The organism is Exiguobacterium sp. 8H, from assembly GCF_902506255.1.
GTDB classification, from domain to species: Bacteria; Bacillota; Bacilli; order Exiguobacteriales; family Exiguobacteriaceae; genus Exiguobacterium; species Exiguobacterium profundum.
Map to the genome: position 1 here is coordinate 569,931 of NZ_LR733429.1, position 15,424 is coordinate 585,354.

At 45.6% G+C, this 15,424-nt stretch carries 16 protein-coding genes; 9 read left to right on the plus strand and 7 right to left on the minus strand.

Annotated elements, in window-relative coordinates; translation table 11 throughout:
* Positions 1 to 11: 11 nt before the first annotated feature.
* From GVY43_RS02890 to GVY43_RS02920, 7 genes are all read right to left on the minus strand, one after another.
* Positions 12 to 1,025 carry a histidinol-phosphate transaminase gene (locus GVY43_RS02890; protein WP_159562174.1) on the minus strand — a complete coding sequence of 338 codons (1,014 nt, stop codon included), beginning with the start codon at positions 1,023 to 1,025 and terminating at the stop codon, positions 12 to 14.
* Complete coding sequence (locus GVY43_RS02895) at positions 1,022 to 1,789, minus strand: transporter substrate-binding domain-containing protein (RefSeq protein WP_159562175.1); 768 nt, start codon at positions 1,787 to 1,789, stop codon at positions 1,022 to 1,024. The genes GVY43_RS02890 and GVY43_RS02895 overlap by 4 nt, the downstream gene beginning before the upstream one ends.
* A 123-nt stretch (positions 1,790 to 1,912) precedes the next feature.
* Positions 1,913 to 2,422 carry an AAA family ATPase gene (locus GVY43_RS02900; protein WP_256369425.1) on the minus strand — a complete coding sequence of 170 codons (510 nt, stop codon included), beginning with the start codon at positions 2,420 to 2,422 and terminating at the stop codon, positions 1,913 to 1,915.
* 160 nt (positions 2,423 to 2,582) lie between these two features.
* Complete coding sequence (locus GVY43_RS02905; protein WP_159562177.1) at positions 2,583 to 2,933, minus strand: VOC family protein; 351 nt, start codon at positions 2,931 to 2,933, stop codon at positions 2,583 to 2,585.
* Positions 2,930 to 3,451: a DNA topology modulation protein gene (locus tag GVY43_RS02910; protein WP_159562178.1), complete on the minus strand. Its 522-nt coding sequence runs from the start codon at positions 3,449 to 3,451 to the stop codon at positions 2,930 to 2,932. Before GVY43_RS02910 ends, GVY43_RS02905 begins: the two co-directional genes overlap by 4 nt.
* Entirely contained in the window at positions 3,448 to 3,918 is a 471-nt protein-coding gene (locus GVY43_RS02915) for an NUDIX hydrolase (protein ID WP_159562179.1), read from the minus strand. The genes GVY43_RS02910 and GVY43_RS02915 overlap by 4 nt, the downstream gene beginning before the upstream one ends.
* Positions 3,911 to 4,411 carry a hypothetical protein gene (locus tag GVY43_RS02920; protein WP_159562180.1) on the minus strand — a complete coding sequence of 167 codons (501 nt, stop codon included), beginning with the start codon at positions 4,409 to 4,411 and terminating at the stop codon, positions 3,911 to 3,913. Before GVY43_RS02920 ends, GVY43_RS02915 begins: the two co-directional genes overlap by 8 nt.
* A 137-nt stretch (positions 4,412 to 4,548) precedes the next feature.
* On the opposite strand from GVY43_RS02920, the gene GVY43_RS02925 reads away from it, so the two are divergent.
* The 9 genes from GVY43_RS02925 (at position 4,549) to GVY43_RS02965 (ending at position 15,238) form a co-directional block, all read left to right on the plus strand.
* Entirely contained in the window at positions 4,549 to 6,015 is a 1,467-nt protein-coding gene (locus GVY43_RS02925) for an NAD(P)/FAD-dependent oxidoreductase (protein WP_159562181.1), read from the plus strand.
* A gap of 11 nt (positions 6,016 to 6,026) precedes the next feature.
* Positions 6,027 to 6,485, plus strand: a complete 459-nt coding sequence (locus GVY43_RS02930) for a GNAT family N-acetyltransferase (RefSeq protein ID WP_159562182.1) — start codon at positions 6,027 to 6,029, stop codon at positions 6,483 to 6,485.
* Positions 6,486 to 6,543: 58 nt separating this feature from the next.
* On the plus strand, positions 6,544 to 6,975 hold the full coding sequence (locus tag GVY43_RS02935) for a RicAFT regulatory complex protein RicA family protein (protein ID WP_012726155.1): 432 nt from the start codon (positions 6,544 to 6,546) through the stop codon (positions 6,973 to 6,975).
* A gap of 53 nt (positions 6,976 to 7,028) precedes the next feature.
* Complete coding sequence (mutS, locus tag GVY43_RS02940) at positions 7,029 to 9,557, plus strand: DNA mismatch repair protein MutS (protein WP_159562183.1); 2,529 nt, start codon at positions 7,029 to 7,031, stop codon at positions 9,555 to 9,557.
* Positions 9,558 to 9,561: 4 nt separating this feature from the next.
* Positions 9,562 to 11,379, plus strand: a complete 1,818-nt coding sequence (gene mutL, locus GVY43_RS02945) for a DNA mismatch repair endonuclease MutL (RefSeq protein ID WP_074037127.1) — start codon at positions 9,562 to 9,564, stop codon at positions 11,377 to 11,379.
* A 165-nt stretch (positions 11,380 to 11,544) separates the two neighbouring features.
* Positions 11,545 to 12,192: a 50S ribosomal protein L25/general stress protein Ctc gene (locus tag GVY43_RS02950; protein WP_047795369.1), complete on the plus strand. Its 648-nt coding sequence runs from the start codon at positions 11,545 to 11,547 to the stop codon at positions 12,190 to 12,192.
* A gap of 551 nt (positions 12,193 to 12,743) precedes the next feature.
* On the plus strand, positions 12,744 to 14,024 hold the full coding sequence (locus tag GVY43_RS02955; protein ID WP_159562184.1) for an alpha/beta fold hydrolase: 1,281 nt from the start codon (positions 12,744 to 12,746) through the stop codon (positions 14,022 to 14,024).
* A 16-nt stretch (positions 14,025 to 14,040) separates the two neighbouring features.
* On the plus strand, positions 14,041 to 14,568 hold the full coding sequence (locus tag GVY43_RS02960; RefSeq protein ID WP_159562185.1) for a GNAT family N-acetyltransferase: 528 nt from the start codon (positions 14,041 to 14,043) through the stop codon (positions 14,566 to 14,568).
* A gap of 193 nt (positions 14,569 to 14,761) precedes the next feature.
* Positions 14,762 to 15,238 (plus strand): DinB family protein, encoded by a 477-nt coding sequence (locus GVY43_RS02965; RefSeq protein WP_159562186.1) that lies wholly within the window; start codon positions 14,762 to 14,764, stop codon positions 15,236 to 15,238.
* The last annotated feature ends 186 nt before the right edge of the window (positions 15,239 to 15,424 follow it).

A 15,424-nucleotide genomic window follows, 5' to 3' on the forward strand; every position in this document is an offset into this window, starting at 1 on the left:
GAACACGAGGTTCAGGAGTTTTTTACATGACTTGTTTCCATGTACTGTTGAATAGCTGTATGTGCAAGATGAAGCGCCGCCTCGTCCCCAATCGTCACCCGAATCCCCGTCGGTTGTTTCGACGTGTGTACGTTCAATGCGGTCAAATGCGTCCATACCGCTTCAGGTTGCTCGAGTTCGATGTACAAAAAGTTTGTCGAGGCAGGTAGGACATGACCAATTGAATTAAATGCGGATGCCCACTTTTGACGCATCTCGTCATGCCATTCGATTGTTTCTTGAAGATAAGTCGCATCTTTTAAGAAGATGTTGCAAATCTTTGCACTCACCCCGCTAATGTTGAACGGTGGGATGAATTGACGGAAATAGTGTGCGAGTTCGCAGTTTGTCACCATGAATCCGATTCGTACGTTTGCCAATCCGAACGCTTTTGACATCGTGCGAAGGACGATGAGATTCGGAAGGGTGGCAATGAACGGGATCATGCTCGCATCTGGTGTGAAGTCCATATAGGCCTCATCCACCACGATATATGGCACGAGTGAGGCGAGATGCGTCAACTCTTCTATGGTCCACAGCTTTCCGGTTGGATTGTTCGGATTCGATAGGAGAAGAAGTTTTGGATGATGTGTCTCAATCGCCTCTAGAATTCCCTCATACGATAAATCAACGGCTTGAACATGATGACCGTGTGCGATGGTCGTGAAGATTGGATACATCGAAAAGTCAGGTGCCGGAGACAAGACGATGTCATGTGGTGCGAGCAATGCTTGCGTCACGACATGAATCATCTCATCACTCCCACAACCGACGAGTAATTGCTCGGGTGTGACGCCAACGTACGCAGCGTAGCGTTCGAACAATTCATTGATCGGTTCGACCGGATATTCGTGTAAGTCATGATACGTCAACGAATCAAGCTGACTCTTGATACGGTCAGGTAACGGGAACTGACTTTCATTTTGGTTTAACCGATGTCCCGTCGGATAAACGACGGGATAGATCGGAAGCTCGATTTGTCTCATTCAGTTGGCTCCATCGAAAACCATTTTTTCACCAATTCATCGATTTCACCTGACTCCATCATTTTATTCAACTCTTCGTTGAACTGGTCGCGTAACTCATCATCTAATTTGAAGGCAGCAGCTGATCCTTTTTCGCCATCCTCTTTCAAAGCGAATGTATAGAAGCTGTCATCTTGGTCTAAATACTTTTGTGCGACCGTGTCTTCGATGACCATTGCATCGATTCGACCTGTGTTCAACTCTTGAACGATTTCAGGGATCTTGTTCAACGATACGAGTTCAGCGTTTGCTGCTTGTTCTTTAGCGATATTTTCTTGAATCGAAGCCGTTTGGACACCGATTTTCTTACCAGACAAATCTTCGATTGCCTGAAGGGACTCGTCTTTTGTCATGATCAAGTTTGTCGCGGATAGATAGATGTCTGAGAAGTCCGCATTCTCTTTACGCTCTTCTGTTGGTGTCATCCCGGCCATGACGAAGTCGACACGCCCGCTGTTCAAGGCTCCGAGTAAGCTACCGAAGTCCATATCTTCAATCTTCAATTCGTAACCGAGACGTTCTGTAATCGTCTCTGCGATTTCAATATCGAATCCGACAATCGCATCCCCGTTTGCCGTATCAACGAATTCATATGGGAAGTAATCGGCGCTCGTCCCCATGACGAGCGTTTTTTGTTCTGTCGCTTCACCTTCTGTCTCTTGACTACATGCACCGAGTAATACTGCGCTCATCATAAGTGATCCTGCTAATAACCATTTTTTCATATGTGTATAATGCCTCCCTGTTGTAGATGAGACTAAGTGTATATGTATGATTATTAATTGTAAAGCATAAATATACAAAATTATTAAAAAGAGGAGCACTTTCTATCTGAAAGCGTTCTCTTCTTAGTTTTCCAAAAGATACGACATAATTCGCTCAATCGGAAGTTCCCGATTGTCCATCGTATAGGTTTGTAAGTAAGGATGGTTAGTAGGCCGCTTGCAGTGTTCATTCATCTTAGACCAATTCTCATACGAAATTTGATCAATTTGACTCGGTCGTCTGACACGGTTTCGAAGTCGTGCGTTAATTTCTTTGTAATTTTCATGACGACACTCGATATAACGATAAGTCGCTCCGTAATTGGTGGCAATCGCTATCCCTTTATCGAGCATTTCATCATAGAGACAAGGACTGTCGAGAATGACGTTTTGTCCAAGTGATAGGTGATACTCGGCGAGGGACCAATCGACATCATAAGCCATCTTCCCAATTTCTCCATCTGAGAAGTTACCATCAGGAAGCGTATGGAGTAGGGAGGTCTTTGAAACATCATGATCGATGACGACCGCATGTACATGTTGGATGATACGTTTAGCCAATGTGGATTTTCCTGATCCAGGGGTTCCAGACATTTGAAGAAAAAACAGATGATCACCTCTTATCTAAGTAGGAGTAAATCTTATTTCTCATACAACTTGAATTACTTGTTATAATGGCTCAGTTCTTCAATGTAATCTTCGATACAAGCGACCTGAATAACCTGATATGGCTGATTAAAGGCTTGGTCCGATGTTAGCATTTGCATACCATGATGACATTTCCATCAAGATCTTTAAAATTGAACCAATGTTCGTGCTCGATGGGTGTGATGACCTCAATGTCGTGTTGAGTCACATAAGAATAAGCTTGATGAATATCGTGCGTATTTAAGTGAAACAGCGGTGTCTGGATGATGTTCTCTTTTGAGTAGATTTTACTATCTAAAACGAGGTTCGTACCCTCTAATGGAATGACATATAAATGGTCGAATAAGATCTCTCCTTTTGTTGAAAGATCAAATAAATCACAATACCAGTCACGCGCTTTTTGAATATCACTTACCGGAATGAAAATGGTACCGATTTTGTGAAGGATAGGGTTCATAGAAACTCCTGCCTTTTCATTTGATGAATGAAGTTTTCAACATCTTTCCGAGATTTTAAAACGATGATCTGTTTCTCGTGAGAATATTGTTTGATTCGTTTGACCATCTCTGGCTTTTGAATGTCAGGAAAATTCCAAACCCACTTCAGGAATGCGAAATCGAGTTTTTCCTCACAGGATGCACCCATATCCGGTCGTGTCGTACCACGATATCGGACAACTCGCTTGAGGACGCGATATATACAGACGATGCGTGGAAGATCGATTAAAATGACAGTGTCCGCTGCCTGTAGTCGTAAATCAAGGGTATTCCCGAAATTTCCATCGATAATCCATTCATCCTTCTTCACGAGTTGTTGTTGGATGTCGATTCGTTCTTCTCTCGGTGCCATCACCCATCCCGGTCTCCACATGAGAGCGTCCAAATGATAGACATCGAGATGTAATCGTTTACCTAGTTGACGGGCGAGTGTGGATTTCCCCGCACCACCAGAACCGATGACCATGATGCGTTTCATATAGTCACTTCTTTCATTGATGGACTCGATAAGATTAACTTTGCCCGTGCATCCATGTTTTCTGGTAGATTTTGTAGTGAAAAATATTTTAAATCTATTCCTTCATCATCGGTTAAACATAACGTGCCCGTCACTGTGTCAGTGATGAATAAATGGGTAACATTATGTACTTGATCGCCATTTGGATATTCAAAGAAAAAATCAGGGCCAGAGAAAACTGAGATTAGAGTTAATTGGTTGGAAGAGAGACCCGTTTCTTCATACAACTCTCTTTGTGCTGTTTGTTCAATTGTTTCTCCTGGTTCCATCGCCCCTCCAGGAAGTCCCCATTCCTTTGTATCTTTCCTTAGTTGAAATAAAAATTCTTGATTATCATTTTGTACAGCTACTGCAGCACCGACCATAATGAACGGACGGTTACCGATGAGCTCTCTCATCGAATGTATATAATTTTTCAACTTATTCATCCTCCAATACAATCCATTTCTTCAATTGACCGTCCTCTTCGTAAATGACCCGGACATCCATCTGTCCGATAACAAGACGTTGTTCCGAACTGAACACGACAATTGGATAGTCTGTCGATACCGGTTTATCCGTCTCAAAGATCGGGCTATGCGCCTGCATCGCGTAATAGCCGTCCGATCTCGTGTTGGCTGCCCCTGCATCAATCTGTGTCACATGTTCAAATCCTCTCAGTCTGAGCACATAACTATAAGACGTTCTCGCCCCTTGTTCGAGACGCCATTCTTCGATGATGGCTGATTTGTCGTCCAGGGTTCGTTCTTCTAGCACTTTTTGTGCCGTATACTCTTTTTCGTAAGGAATCATCTCTTGAATGCTGACGACGGTCATCGTCGCGAGTTTGAGCGATTCTTCGGAAGGCGGGGTAATCAGTATACCAATAAAAATGAGGATGGGAATCAACAAATAGACCATGACACGACTACGCATTTTCATCACCTTACCTTTTTAGATGTAAACTATTTCTGCATAAGAGAATCGGAACCCTTTAAAAGACATCCCGAATCTCAAAAACCGATTCATTTCTTCAATTTTGTAAAGGAGCGGGTATGATACAGAGAGGAGGGATGTTCATGAAAATCGGGGTCATAGGTGGGGGCGTTGCGGGATTGACGGCAGCTGCGCTCGCGCAACAAGAAGGACATGACGTAACCGTCTTTGAAGCGTCACGTGAATGGGGGGGGTGTGCCGGTAAGTTTCAACGTGGGGACTACTTGTTTCCCGCTGGTGCGACACTAGGGATGGGATTTGAACGAGGAGGAGTCCATCAGCGTGTCCTTCAGAAATTGGGAGAATCAATCGAGGTCACCTTACTTGATGAAGTGATGGACATTCATCTTCATGACGTCACCGTCACCTACTATCGCGACCGCAAACATCTACTCGAAGAGCTTAGTCGCACTTTTCCTGAGAACAGTCAGGCGATTCATGCATTCTATCGTGAAGTGTGGGGCGATTTTGAGAAGATTCGTCCGTTGTTTCAGCAGTTGCCCGCTCTTCCACTTTGCACGGTCTCGGATATGATCTATGCACTAAAAGGATTCCGGCCGAATCAAATCACAGCGCTAATGAAACTCCAGCGTACACTCGGCGACACGTTGGCCCGTCATGGACTAAGCGGTACAATGTTCGAACGATTTATCGATGGCGTTCTGCTCGACAGTTTGCAGACCGGTGCGAAAGAAGCGAGTCATTTACTTGGTGCAGTGGCACTGTCGGTCTATCACGAGGGAGCGTACTATGTTGAAGGTGGACTATATCAATTGGCTCATGCGTTAGAGCGCGCCGTTCGAGCATTTGGTGGCGAAACGAAATTAGGGAGGGACGTCCAATCCATCGAACAGGTGACGGATGGATGGCTCATCACCGATCGAAGAGGACGACTTGAACTAGTCGATGTCATTGTTTCCGCCATTCCGATTGAGCGGACGAGCGAACTTCTGAGAGGACAGGAACAACGACGCTTCAAACGACAGTATCGCAGACAGTTGAAGCAGTCACAATGGGGCACGTTCAGTCTGTACCTCGTCTTACCTGAGGATGTGTGTCGACAGAAACCGCTGTTTCAACAAATCTATCACGAGCGATTACCGAGCGGGCATGCGTTCATCTCCATGTCCGCGCCAGACGACGTGTTACGGACAGAACGACCGGAACGAACCATCACGGTATCTACACATATCGATTTATCGGAATGGCAAGATTGGAAAGACCGGGCGGCATATGAGAAACTAGAAAAAGATTGGACCAATCGTCTCGTCGACGTTGTCGCGACTGCATTTCCTGCGTGGAATCGCGAGTCGTCACTTCTCCTTCCCGGTGCACCCGGGGCATGGGTAAAGTACACGAAGCGACCGCATGGGGCAGTCGGAGGTTATGCGCAGACTCCTAGCCAGGCGCTCTTTCGCGCTGCGAGTTATCGCACCGACTTGCCGAACTTTTTTGTGTGCGGGGATACCGTATTTCCAGGAGCGGGGACGATTGGCGCGATGACGAGCGGATTACATGTCGCTCGAGCACTCGGGGTGACGATTGATTAGGGGGAATAATGATGAAGAAAAAAGCATTTGATGAACTGACAACGATTGAGTTGTATCGCTTACTGGCGTTACGAACTGAGATTTTCGTCGTCGAACAAAACTGTCCGTATCAAGAAATCGATGGAAAAGATGAACAAGCCATCCATTATTGGATTGAAGAAGATGGAGAGATTGTCTCCGCCCTTCGCGTATTGACGGAAGCATCTCCGGTCGCCATCGGACGTGTCGTCACGAAAGCGGCGCATCGAGGGAAAGGGTATTCCCGCCTCTTGATGGATGCGGCAATCAAAGATTTTGGACATGAGACGTTATACCTGCAAGCGCAGACGTATGTGGAACCTTTTTATGCCTCGTTTGGCTTCAAACGGACGAGTGATGTGTATCAAGAAGATAGTATTCCACATGTCGATATGTTACGTGAATCAACGAATCCCGCTAGTACCGTTTCGGAATCGTTCATGTTAGAATGAGAAAGAACATTCACGTGCTTTTGAGCACGATTACATTATAGACATAAAGGGGTTTACAATGGTGACCGATCAACAAGTAATTGCAAAAGCAAGAGAATTGGCAGATGTATTAGCACAAACACCAGAAGTGGCGCGCTTCAAAGAAGCGGAAGCGAAAGTAAACGGAAGTGACCGCGTACAGACTTTGATTAAACGAATCAAGTTCTTACAAAAAGAAGCCGTCAACTGTAAGCACTATGGCAAGACGGAAGCACTTGCGAAAGTCGAGCAAAAGATTGATAAAGCGATGGAAGAACTCGATTCAATTCCGGTCGTTCAAGCGTTCCAGGAAACTCAAGTCGAAGTGAACGATTTGCTTCAATACGTGACGGTGACGCTCGCAAACTCCGTAACGGACCGTATCATCGAATCGACGGACGGTGACGTCCTTGCAGGAAAGACAGGGAGCGGCATGGCGGCTGAACAAGCACGCGGCGGCTGCGGATACTAAAACGACACAGCTGGCCGATGGTCAGCTGTTGTACTTTCTAGAGGTGAATCAACATGCAAGAAGTCCATCAGACACCAATGATGAAACAATATTTCTCTATCAAGGCCGACTATCCGGACGCCTTTTTATTCTATCGACTCGGCGACTTTTACGAGTTGTTTTTTGAAGATGCACAAATTGTTGCAAAAGAGTTAGAGCTCACGCTCACTTCTAAAAACGGAAAGCAGGCCAAGCATCCAATCCCGATGTGTGGCGTTCCGCATCATTCCGCAGCCATCTACATTGAACAATTGATTGAAAAAGGATTTAACGTCGCCATCTGTGAACAGACAGAAGACCCGAAAGCGACGAAGGGACTCGTGAAGCGGGAAGTCATCCAAGTGATCACGCCGGGTACATACATGGCGTCACTCAGTGAAAAAGAAAACCGATATCTCGTCGCCATCTCGGACGTCGCAGGGCGATTCGGAATTGCTCGCGGTGACGTCACGACCGGTGAATCATGGTTGACGACACTCTCGTCAGAAGAAGCTGTGTTACGAGAAATCGAAGGATTGCTTCCGAACGAGGTCATCGTCGAGGATGAACGACTCGCTGATTTATTGCGACAGACCGGGATCCCACTTTCGATTCAAGTGGACAAGCGGAATAGTCCACTCGCACAAGGTGCAAAAGATGAGGCACAACGCTCGGCATTTGAATTGCTGTTTGCCTATTTGACGAAAACACAGAAACGTTCACTTGACCACTTGCAACCAGCAGTCGCCTATGAAGTTGAACAACACATGCAACTTGACGCCAATACGGCCCGAAATCTTGAATTGTTCCGTTCGGCTCGTTCCGGGGAACGGAAAGGGTCACTCCTTTCTCTCCTCGATGAGACGACGACGGCGATGGGCGGTCGATTGTTGAAACGTTGGCTTGAACAGCCACTTTATACGGAGCAAGGCATCAGAGAGCGACAGGACGCCATAGAGAACTTAGTGGACGACTTCATGTTGCGCGATCAACTACAAGAAGAGTTAAAGCGAGTCTACGATATCGAACGGCTTGTCGCGAAAGTCGGGTACGGGACGGCGAATGCGCGAGACCTTGTCCAATTACGCGACACACTCGAGCGGATGCCTTCTGTCCGGTCACTCTTACAAACGGTGAAAGCCGATCGCTTGCAGCAAATCGAACAGAATCTTGACTCGTTCGAGACATTGAGTGAACAGCTCCGGGCTGCCCTTGTCGATTCACCTCCGATTTCGACGAAAGAGGGCGGGATGATTCGTCATGGTTATTCGGATGAGCTCGATGAACTGTTAGAAGCGAAAGCGAACGGAAAATCGTGGATTGCCAACCTCGAACAACAGGAACGCATCGCGACCGGTATCAAATCGTTAAAGGTCGGGTATAACCGCGTATTTGGTTACTACTTGGAAGTGACGAAAGCGAATGCGAAGTTGCTTGAAGAAGGACGTTATGAGCGGAAACAGACGTTGACGAATGCGGAACGTTACATCACGCCAGAACTGAAAGAGAAGGAAGCCCTCATCTTAGGTGCGGAAGAGAAGAGCTGTACGCTCGAATATGACTTGTTTGTCGCGCTCCGAGAAGAAGTGAAGACGTATACGAAGCCCCTTCAGCAGCTGGCTCGCTCACTCAGTGAATTAGATGTGCTCCTCGCTCTTGCCGTTGTGGCGGAGAAGCGGGAATACGTTCGCCCAGTTACGACATCTCACGTCCAAATTGAACGTGGGCGTCACCCTGTCATTGAGACGGTCTTGCCGCGAGGCGAATATGTCGCCAATGACTTGACGCTTGACGACACACGTCAAATGTTGCTCATCACGGGTCCGAACATGTCCGGTAAATCGACGTACATGCGTCAATTTGCCTTGATCGCGATCCTTCATCAAATCGGTTCATTCGTCCCGGCAGAAGCGGCGGAACTTCCGCTCTTTGACCGTATCTTTACACGAATCGGTGCGGCGGACGATTTGGTGAGCGGACAGTCGACGTTCATGGTCGAGATGACCGAGACGCGCCAAGCTGTCACTGAGGCGACGGAACATAGTTTGATTTTATTAGATGAAATCGGTCGCGGGACGTCGACGTATGACGGAATGGCGCTCGCACAGGCAATTGTGGAATATATCGCTTCATCAATCGGCGCGAAGACACTCTTCTCAACGCACTATCATGAATTGACGGTGCTCGAAGATTCGATTCCGACACTTGAGAATGTTCATGTCCGGGCGATTGAACGGGATGGGCGTGTCGTGTTCTTGCATGAAGTACATCCAGGACGTGCAGACAAATCATATGGGATTCATGTGGCAGAATTGGCCGAACTTCCGGATTCGTTGATCGACCGGGCCCGAACGATTCTGTCAGAACTCGAGTCGGAGGCGACGAAACCTGTTTTAAACGAGGAGGCTGTTCCACTCCCAGTGGAAGAAGTCAGCCAGTTGTCGTTGTTCGAGTCAACTGACGCTGTTCGAGAACAGCTACTCAAACTCGATTTATTGGCAATGAATCCAATCGAAGCGATGCAGGCGCTGTATGAACTGCAACAGACCGCAAAGAAAGGGTGAGTCGATGGGAATCATTCGAGAGTTACCTGAACAGCTCGCGAACCGAATCGCAGCCGGGGAGGTCGTCGAGCGACCTGCTTCCGTCGTGAAAGAATTAGTCGAAAATGCGATTGACGCGGGAGCGACGAAAGTAGACGTCGACTTACAAGAGGCGGGCATCCGTCTAATCAAAGTGCGAGATAACGGGCATGGGTTCCATGAAGAAGACGCCGCCCGAGCCTTCTTACGACATGCGACGAGTAAAATCCGGGACGAGCACGACTTGTTCCGCATTCGGACGCTCGGCTTCCGTGGTGAGGCGCTCGCCTCGATCGCGTCGGTCAGTCACGTCTTGTTGAAATCAAAGCGAGCAGAGGAGGATGGCTTTGAGATGACGCTTGAAGGTGGAGTCGTCAAGGCGACAAATCCGGCAGCTACGAACATCGGGACCGAGATCGCGGTTAGCCAGCTCTTCTTCAACACACCGGCCCGTCTCAAATATTTGAAGACGTCAGCAACGGAACTTGCGAGCATTACCGATACGTTGAACCGTTTAGCGCTGTCTCATCCGGAGATTCGATTCACGGTCTTTCATGAAGAGAAAGAATTGTTGCGTACGAACGGGAATGGAGACTTGAAACAAGTGATGCTTGCCATCTATGGTCGCCAAGTCGCTGCACAAATCGTCACGGCGTCGAGCAAGACGAACGATTATACGCTGAGCGCCCATCTCGTGCGACCGGAAGTGACCCGTTCGAACAAACAGTACGTGACTCTCATCTTAAACGGTCGAAGCATCAAGAACTTTGCACTGACCCAAAGCGTGCTTGAAGGCTACCATACGCTCTTACCGATCGGTCGTTATCCGATTGCCGTGCTCGAAGTGAAGATGGACCCGATGTTGATTGACGTGAACGTCCATCCGACGAAACGTGAAGTGCGTTTGTCGAAAGAAAAAGAACTATGCCAGCTCATCCGAGAGACCGTTCAATTGACACTCCGGGAACAACGTCTCATTCCGTCTGTGAAACAAGAACCGAAGCCGAAACGTGTGACACCTTCTGAACAGTCGAAACTCGACTTTTCGATGGAGCCCCAACCTAAACAGGCAGATTCGGTCGAGTGGAACTATCCGATTCCGAGAGAACGGAAGGAGACGCTCACGTCACCATCCCAGTGGAACCCGGCTCCGCTCGTTCATGAGCCGGAGGCAGAGATGATCGAACCAGAACAGGTCGAGGAGTCTGTACGTCAGTCGGAGCGTTTACCGGCACTAGACGTCATCGGGCAACTGCATTCGAGTTATATCATCTGTGGAGCGGAAGACGGGATGTACGTGATGGACCAACATGCCGCTCAGGAACGCATCAAGTATGAGTTGTTTTATGAGCAGTTAGGACGTCCGGAAAAAGAGTATCAGCTTCTGTTGATTCCGCTGACGTTAGAGTTCACGCAAGAAGAGACGCTCGCTATCGAAGAAGTGCTCCCGCTTCTAGCGGATGCAGGCATCACGTTAGAGCCGTTTGGGGGTAACACGTTCCTTGTCCGTGAGATTCCGACATGGTATCCGCAACATGACTTAGAGGGCACGATTCGTGATCTGGTGGAGATGGCCATTCAACAGCGGTCAATCGACATCGCGAAATATCGCGAAGAAGCATCAATCCTCATGGCGTGTAAACGATCGATCAAAGCGAATCATCCACTCAATATGGAGATGATGCGACAATTGATTGATGATTTGAGTCGTACGACGTCTCCGTTTACGTGTCCGCACGGGCGACCGATTCTCGTGAAATGGAGCACGTATGAGCTTGAGAAGTTATTTAAACGCGTCATGTAATCGTCTTGTTACCTTGTTTTAACACGATGTAACGTTTATTCAGCCGTCCTCATGGGAAAACTATACACATGTCACTCAACGCATCGAGGTTGAGAGGTGGCTTTTTCACTGCCTCACCCTCAAGATGTCGACATGAAATGTATATCCATGTAGGAGGAAAAGAAAATGACGAACAAACTTCAAGTATCAAAACGAGAATTACGCCCACGGTCACTGCGCACGAAGTTGCGTAAGGAAGGAAAAGCGTTAGGCGTCGTCTACGGCTACAAAGTAGACAGCACTCCAATCGTATTTGACGAGATGGACCTTCGTAAAATTCTTCGAGACCACGGTGACAATGCCTTGATTGAACTCCATTACGATGGAAATAAAATCAACACGCTCGTGCACGGATCGGAAACGGACCCGTTCACAAACTTCTATCAGCACGTCGAATTCATGGCCGTGAAGATGGATGAAGAGACAGAAGTTGAAGCGGATATCGTCCTTGTTGGCGACGCGAAAGGCGTCAAAGAAGGCGGATATCTTGCCCAGTCACTTTATAAAGTGACGGTCGCTGCGACACCGGCCAACATCCCTGAACGCATCGAACTCGATGTGTCAGAGCTTGGAATCGGTGATTCGGTGACCGTAGCGGATCTTCCAGAAGACAAATCGTACACGATCGTCTCGGAACCAGATATGCACATCGCCTCTGTGAATGAGCCGGTTGCAGAAGTTGAAGACGAAGAATCGGAAGAAGGTTCAACTGAAGGGGAAGCATCAGAAGCTTCTTCTGAAGAAGCTGAAGAATCGACTGAGGATAAAGAATAAGCAATTCGATTATAAAAGAGGAGCATCATCCCTAGATGGGGTGATGCTCCTTTGTTTTTCTGAATTTTTGATGTGAAAATACCATTGCTATTTAGGGTTCGTTTAACTCTATCCTATATTTTCATCAATCTCGATGAATAAGTCACGGAACCTAAAGGACTTTGTGAAGAAGTTTGGTGCCAATAGTATAAGATTGAAGACTGAACGATTTATCTTTGCTGCGCAAATGGTGTGTGGGAAATAGAGTACGAGATGGATAGACAATTTCTACATTTCGCTTTGCGTTTGATATAGATCATTTGAATCATGCTTTCTACAAGCGAATCAGAGAAGATGCATGGATAAATCGGTCTCATTTTATAAAAACTTATATCTGGTCGAAAAGTAATTAAATGACAAAAAACAGATGGTTTTTTCATCTAATTGCGAAAACATAGCTGAGGTAGAGCAAATATTGAGCAGATTGAATCAAAACATAATGACTAAATGATGACTTGTAGCACTACTTCATGATTTAAGGGTTCTTCTATGATGGAATGGGAGGTGCTCTTATGTTGCAAAGTGTAATCATTGCTCTATATCTGACACTAGGTGTATTGATGTTTGGAGTGTTAACTCGTCGAAGGATCGGGATGTGGCAGTCCTTGCTTATCGCACTGACTGGAATCATCCTTCTATTAATTGATGCATGGAGAATATATTGGATCTTGTTTTGGGTAGGTTCGCTCATCTTGTATTTGATACTACACTTCAAGAAAAAGCGCTTTAAATTTGTCTACAAGACAATATATTTTATCTTACTGAGTGTATGTATTGTGTTTACAGTGCTCTTTCCTGTCTTTCGATTACCAGAACCGACGGGGCAGTTTAGTGTTGGGATGATTGAACAAGAATTTTATAGTGATGAGCAGTCTCTTCCGATACGAACAAGTATTCGTTTTCCAATCGATCAGAACGAGGGGGAGAGATTACCATACTTTTCAGACACAGAGTTATTCGTTGAACAAATATCTGAAGAATATTCTGTCCCATCCATGTTGTTGAGTCAACTAGAGGAAGTTCAATCTCATAGTCATGCAGCGGGAAGTGATTCACTCTCGAAGGAGGAGATCGAGTATCCTGTCATCCTGTTATCGCACGGTTTTCCTGGCAGTCGATTTTTTCTCACTCATTTGGCGGAAGAGTTGACAAGTCAAGGATACGTCACAGTATCGATTGATCACCCAGGATATTCAATCGCATCGACGTTTAAAGGCGAAAAGATTATCGGAATGAACAATCAGTTACCTAATCCATTGGGACTAGACGAGTGGGACGCAGTTGTGGAAAAAGAGTGGTTGCCTAACATCCGAACCGTTCTGTCTGGTTTGAACGAGATGAACGAAGAGAAGTTCGAGGCGCGTCTAGATTTGAAAAATGTTGGTGTCATTGGACATTCATTTGGAGGTGCAAGTGCATTTCAAGCAATGCAGCAAATCGATAATGTGACGATTGGTGTGAACTTAGATGGTACACATTTTGGTGAGCCGCCTCAAAAACGATTAGAGAAGCCATATTTATATTTGAAAGCGGACCCAAGGGAAGCAAGCACTGACCAATCAAATGCAGAGGTCGATCAGAAGTTAATCGACGACATTGAACAACGTTCAAAGTGGGCTAGCTACTTGGCTGTGAGGGAATATGAAGTTGAAGGGGCGTCACATATGAACTTTACAGACTTCGTCAATTATTCTCCATTATTGCGTACCACATCTTTATTTAACGCCTCAACGATCACACTCGAAATAAACAAGTCGATCACATCGTTTTTAGATGAATTTTACCGGGATTGAGAAAGGAGCATTCGTTATGAAGATACGGATTGAGAGAGAAGAAGACGTTTCAGCAATCGAGAGAGTCGTAGAGGCAGCATTTAAAGACGAGGTCTTTAGTGATCATCAAGAACAATTCTTAGTCGAGCGAATTCGAAATAGTCCTGAGTACATTAATTCTTTGTCATTTGTAGCAGTAGACGATGACAATCAAGTTATTGGTCATCTCATGCTTTCGGTCATGTACGTGGTGCGTCCTACGGGTGTGAAAGAAGAGTGTCTTGCGCTCGCCCCTGTTTCAGTCATTCCAAGATGTCAGAATCAAGGCGTTGGCCGAAAACTGATTGAACATGCGATCCAACAGGCACGTTTGACAAATTATCCTGCGATTTTTGTAATGGGCCACCCTGAATATTATCCGAAGTTTGGGTTCGTAAAAGCCAGCGATTATCATGTTCAAAACCCATTTGACGTACCAGACGAATTGTTCATGGTTTTAGAGTTAAAGAAACAGTCCTTGGGAGAAGATGTTAAAAAAGTGATATATTCAAAAGCGTTTAATTAATTAATAGTTTCTACAATCAAAAAAGATGTCAATATAAGTACGATCGTCATGATAAAAATGAACGAGACAAGAAAACCACTTTTAGAACAAACTGTTCTAGTAAGACTTTTTTTGAGAAGGAAAACTTTAACGGTCTCTAAATTTTAATATAATTTAACGTATTTCGAAACTCAAAGAGGAGGGATTAATATTAATGAACACTAATAATTTAATCATATTAAATTATGAAGAGATTCGACGCAGGAGTATAAAAATTTGGAAAGCAATACCTCAACAAATGTTAAACTGGAAGCCTGATTCAGATGCTTTATGCTGTGCTGAAATGATTAGGCATGTGTTAGAAAGTGAATTTCTTTATCACCAAATCCTCATTGGAGGAGGGGATAACGCGTTATTTAATGTGTCTAACCCATTTGCTAATAGAGAGTTTACAACAGTAGATGATGAACTTGCGTTTGCGGAGACTTATCGTAAAAAATTTTTAAATTACATTAAGTCTCTTAGTCTAAATGACTTAGAAAACGTTGAAATTGACCGGTCTAATGTCGGTTACGTTCGAACGCTCGGAGATATGTTAATGCGTATCGCTTATCACGAGTCGGTTCATACAGGTCAATTATTGAACTATATGAGAACAATGAAAATAGATCGCCCTAAAATATGGGATTGATAAATAGGGCAAGGATTTGAAAAGTCTTGCCCTTTGTATGCATTTTTAGCGATATGGTATATATTACTTTGAGTGCTTCTTCAGATTCTACATATCATGTTTTTATTTTTAGAAACAAATGTAGTACGTGACAATCTGGTATGCTCCCCAATAGGTAGACAGATGAAATAACAAATCTGTTTATTC

Excerpts from the sequence above, each read along its gene's own strand:
- GVY43_RS02890 (WP_159562174.1), bottom strand. The coding sequence starts at position 1,025 with ATGAGACAAATCGAGCTTCCGATCTATCCCGTCGTTTATCCGACGGGA.
- GVY43_RS02895 (WP_159562175.1), bottom strand. The coding sequence starts at position 1,789 with ATGAAAAAATGGTTATTAGCAGGATCACTTATGATGAGCGCAGTATTA.
- GVY43_RS02900 (WP_256369425.1), bottom strand. The coding sequence starts at position 2,422 with ATGTCTGGAACCCCTGGATCAGGAAAATCCACATTGGCTAAACGTATC.
- GVY43_RS02905 (WP_159562177.1), bottom strand. The coding sequence starts at position 2,933 with ATGAACCCTATCCTTCACAAAATCGGTACCATTTTCATTCCGGTAAGT.
- GVY43_RS02910 (WP_159562178.1), bottom strand. The coding sequence starts at position 3,451 with ATGAAACGCATCATGGTCATCGGTTCTGGTGGTGCGGGGAAATCCACA.
- GVY43_RS02915 (WP_159562179.1), bottom strand. The coding sequence starts at position 3,918 with ATGAATAAGTTGAAAAATTATATACATTCGATGAGAGAGCTCATCGGT.
- GVY43_RS02920 (WP_159562180.1), bottom strand. The coding sequence starts at position 4,411 with ATGAAAATGCGTAGTCGTGTCATGGTCTATTTGTTGATTCCCATCCTC.
- GVY43_RS02925 (WP_159562181.1), top strand. The coding sequence starts at position 4,549 with ATGAAAATCGGGGTCATAGGTGGGGGCGTTGCGGGATTGACGGCAGCT.
- GVY43_RS02930 (WP_159562182.1), top strand. The coding sequence starts at position 6,027 with ATGAAGAAAAAAGCATTTGATGAACTGACAACGATTGAGTTGTATCGC.
- GVY43_RS02935 (WP_012726155.1), top strand. The coding sequence starts at position 6,544 with ATGGTGACCGATCAACAAGTAATTGCAAAAGCAAGAGAATTGGCAGAT.
- mutS (WP_159562183.1), top strand. The coding sequence starts at position 7,029 with ATGCAAGAAGTCCATCAGACACCAATGATGAAACAATATTTCTCTATC.
- mutL (WP_074037127.1), top strand. The coding sequence starts at position 9,562 with ATGGGAATCATTCGAGAGTTACCTGAACAGCTCGCGAACCGAATCGCA.
- GVY43_RS02950 (WP_047795369.1), top strand. The coding sequence starts at position 11,545 with ATGACGAACAAACTTCAAGTATCAAAACGAGAATTACGCCCACGGTCA.
- GVY43_RS02955 (WP_159562184.1), top strand. The coding sequence starts at position 12,744 with ATGTTGCAAAGTGTAATCATTGCTCTATATCTGACACTAGGTGTATTG.
- GVY43_RS02960 (WP_159562185.1), top strand. The coding sequence starts at position 14,041 with ATGAAGATACGGATTGAGAGAGAAGAAGACGTTTCAGCAATCGAGAGA.
- GVY43_RS02965 (WP_159562186.1), top strand. The coding sequence starts at position 14,762 with ATGAACACTAATAATTTAATCATATTAAATTATGAAGAGATTCGACGC.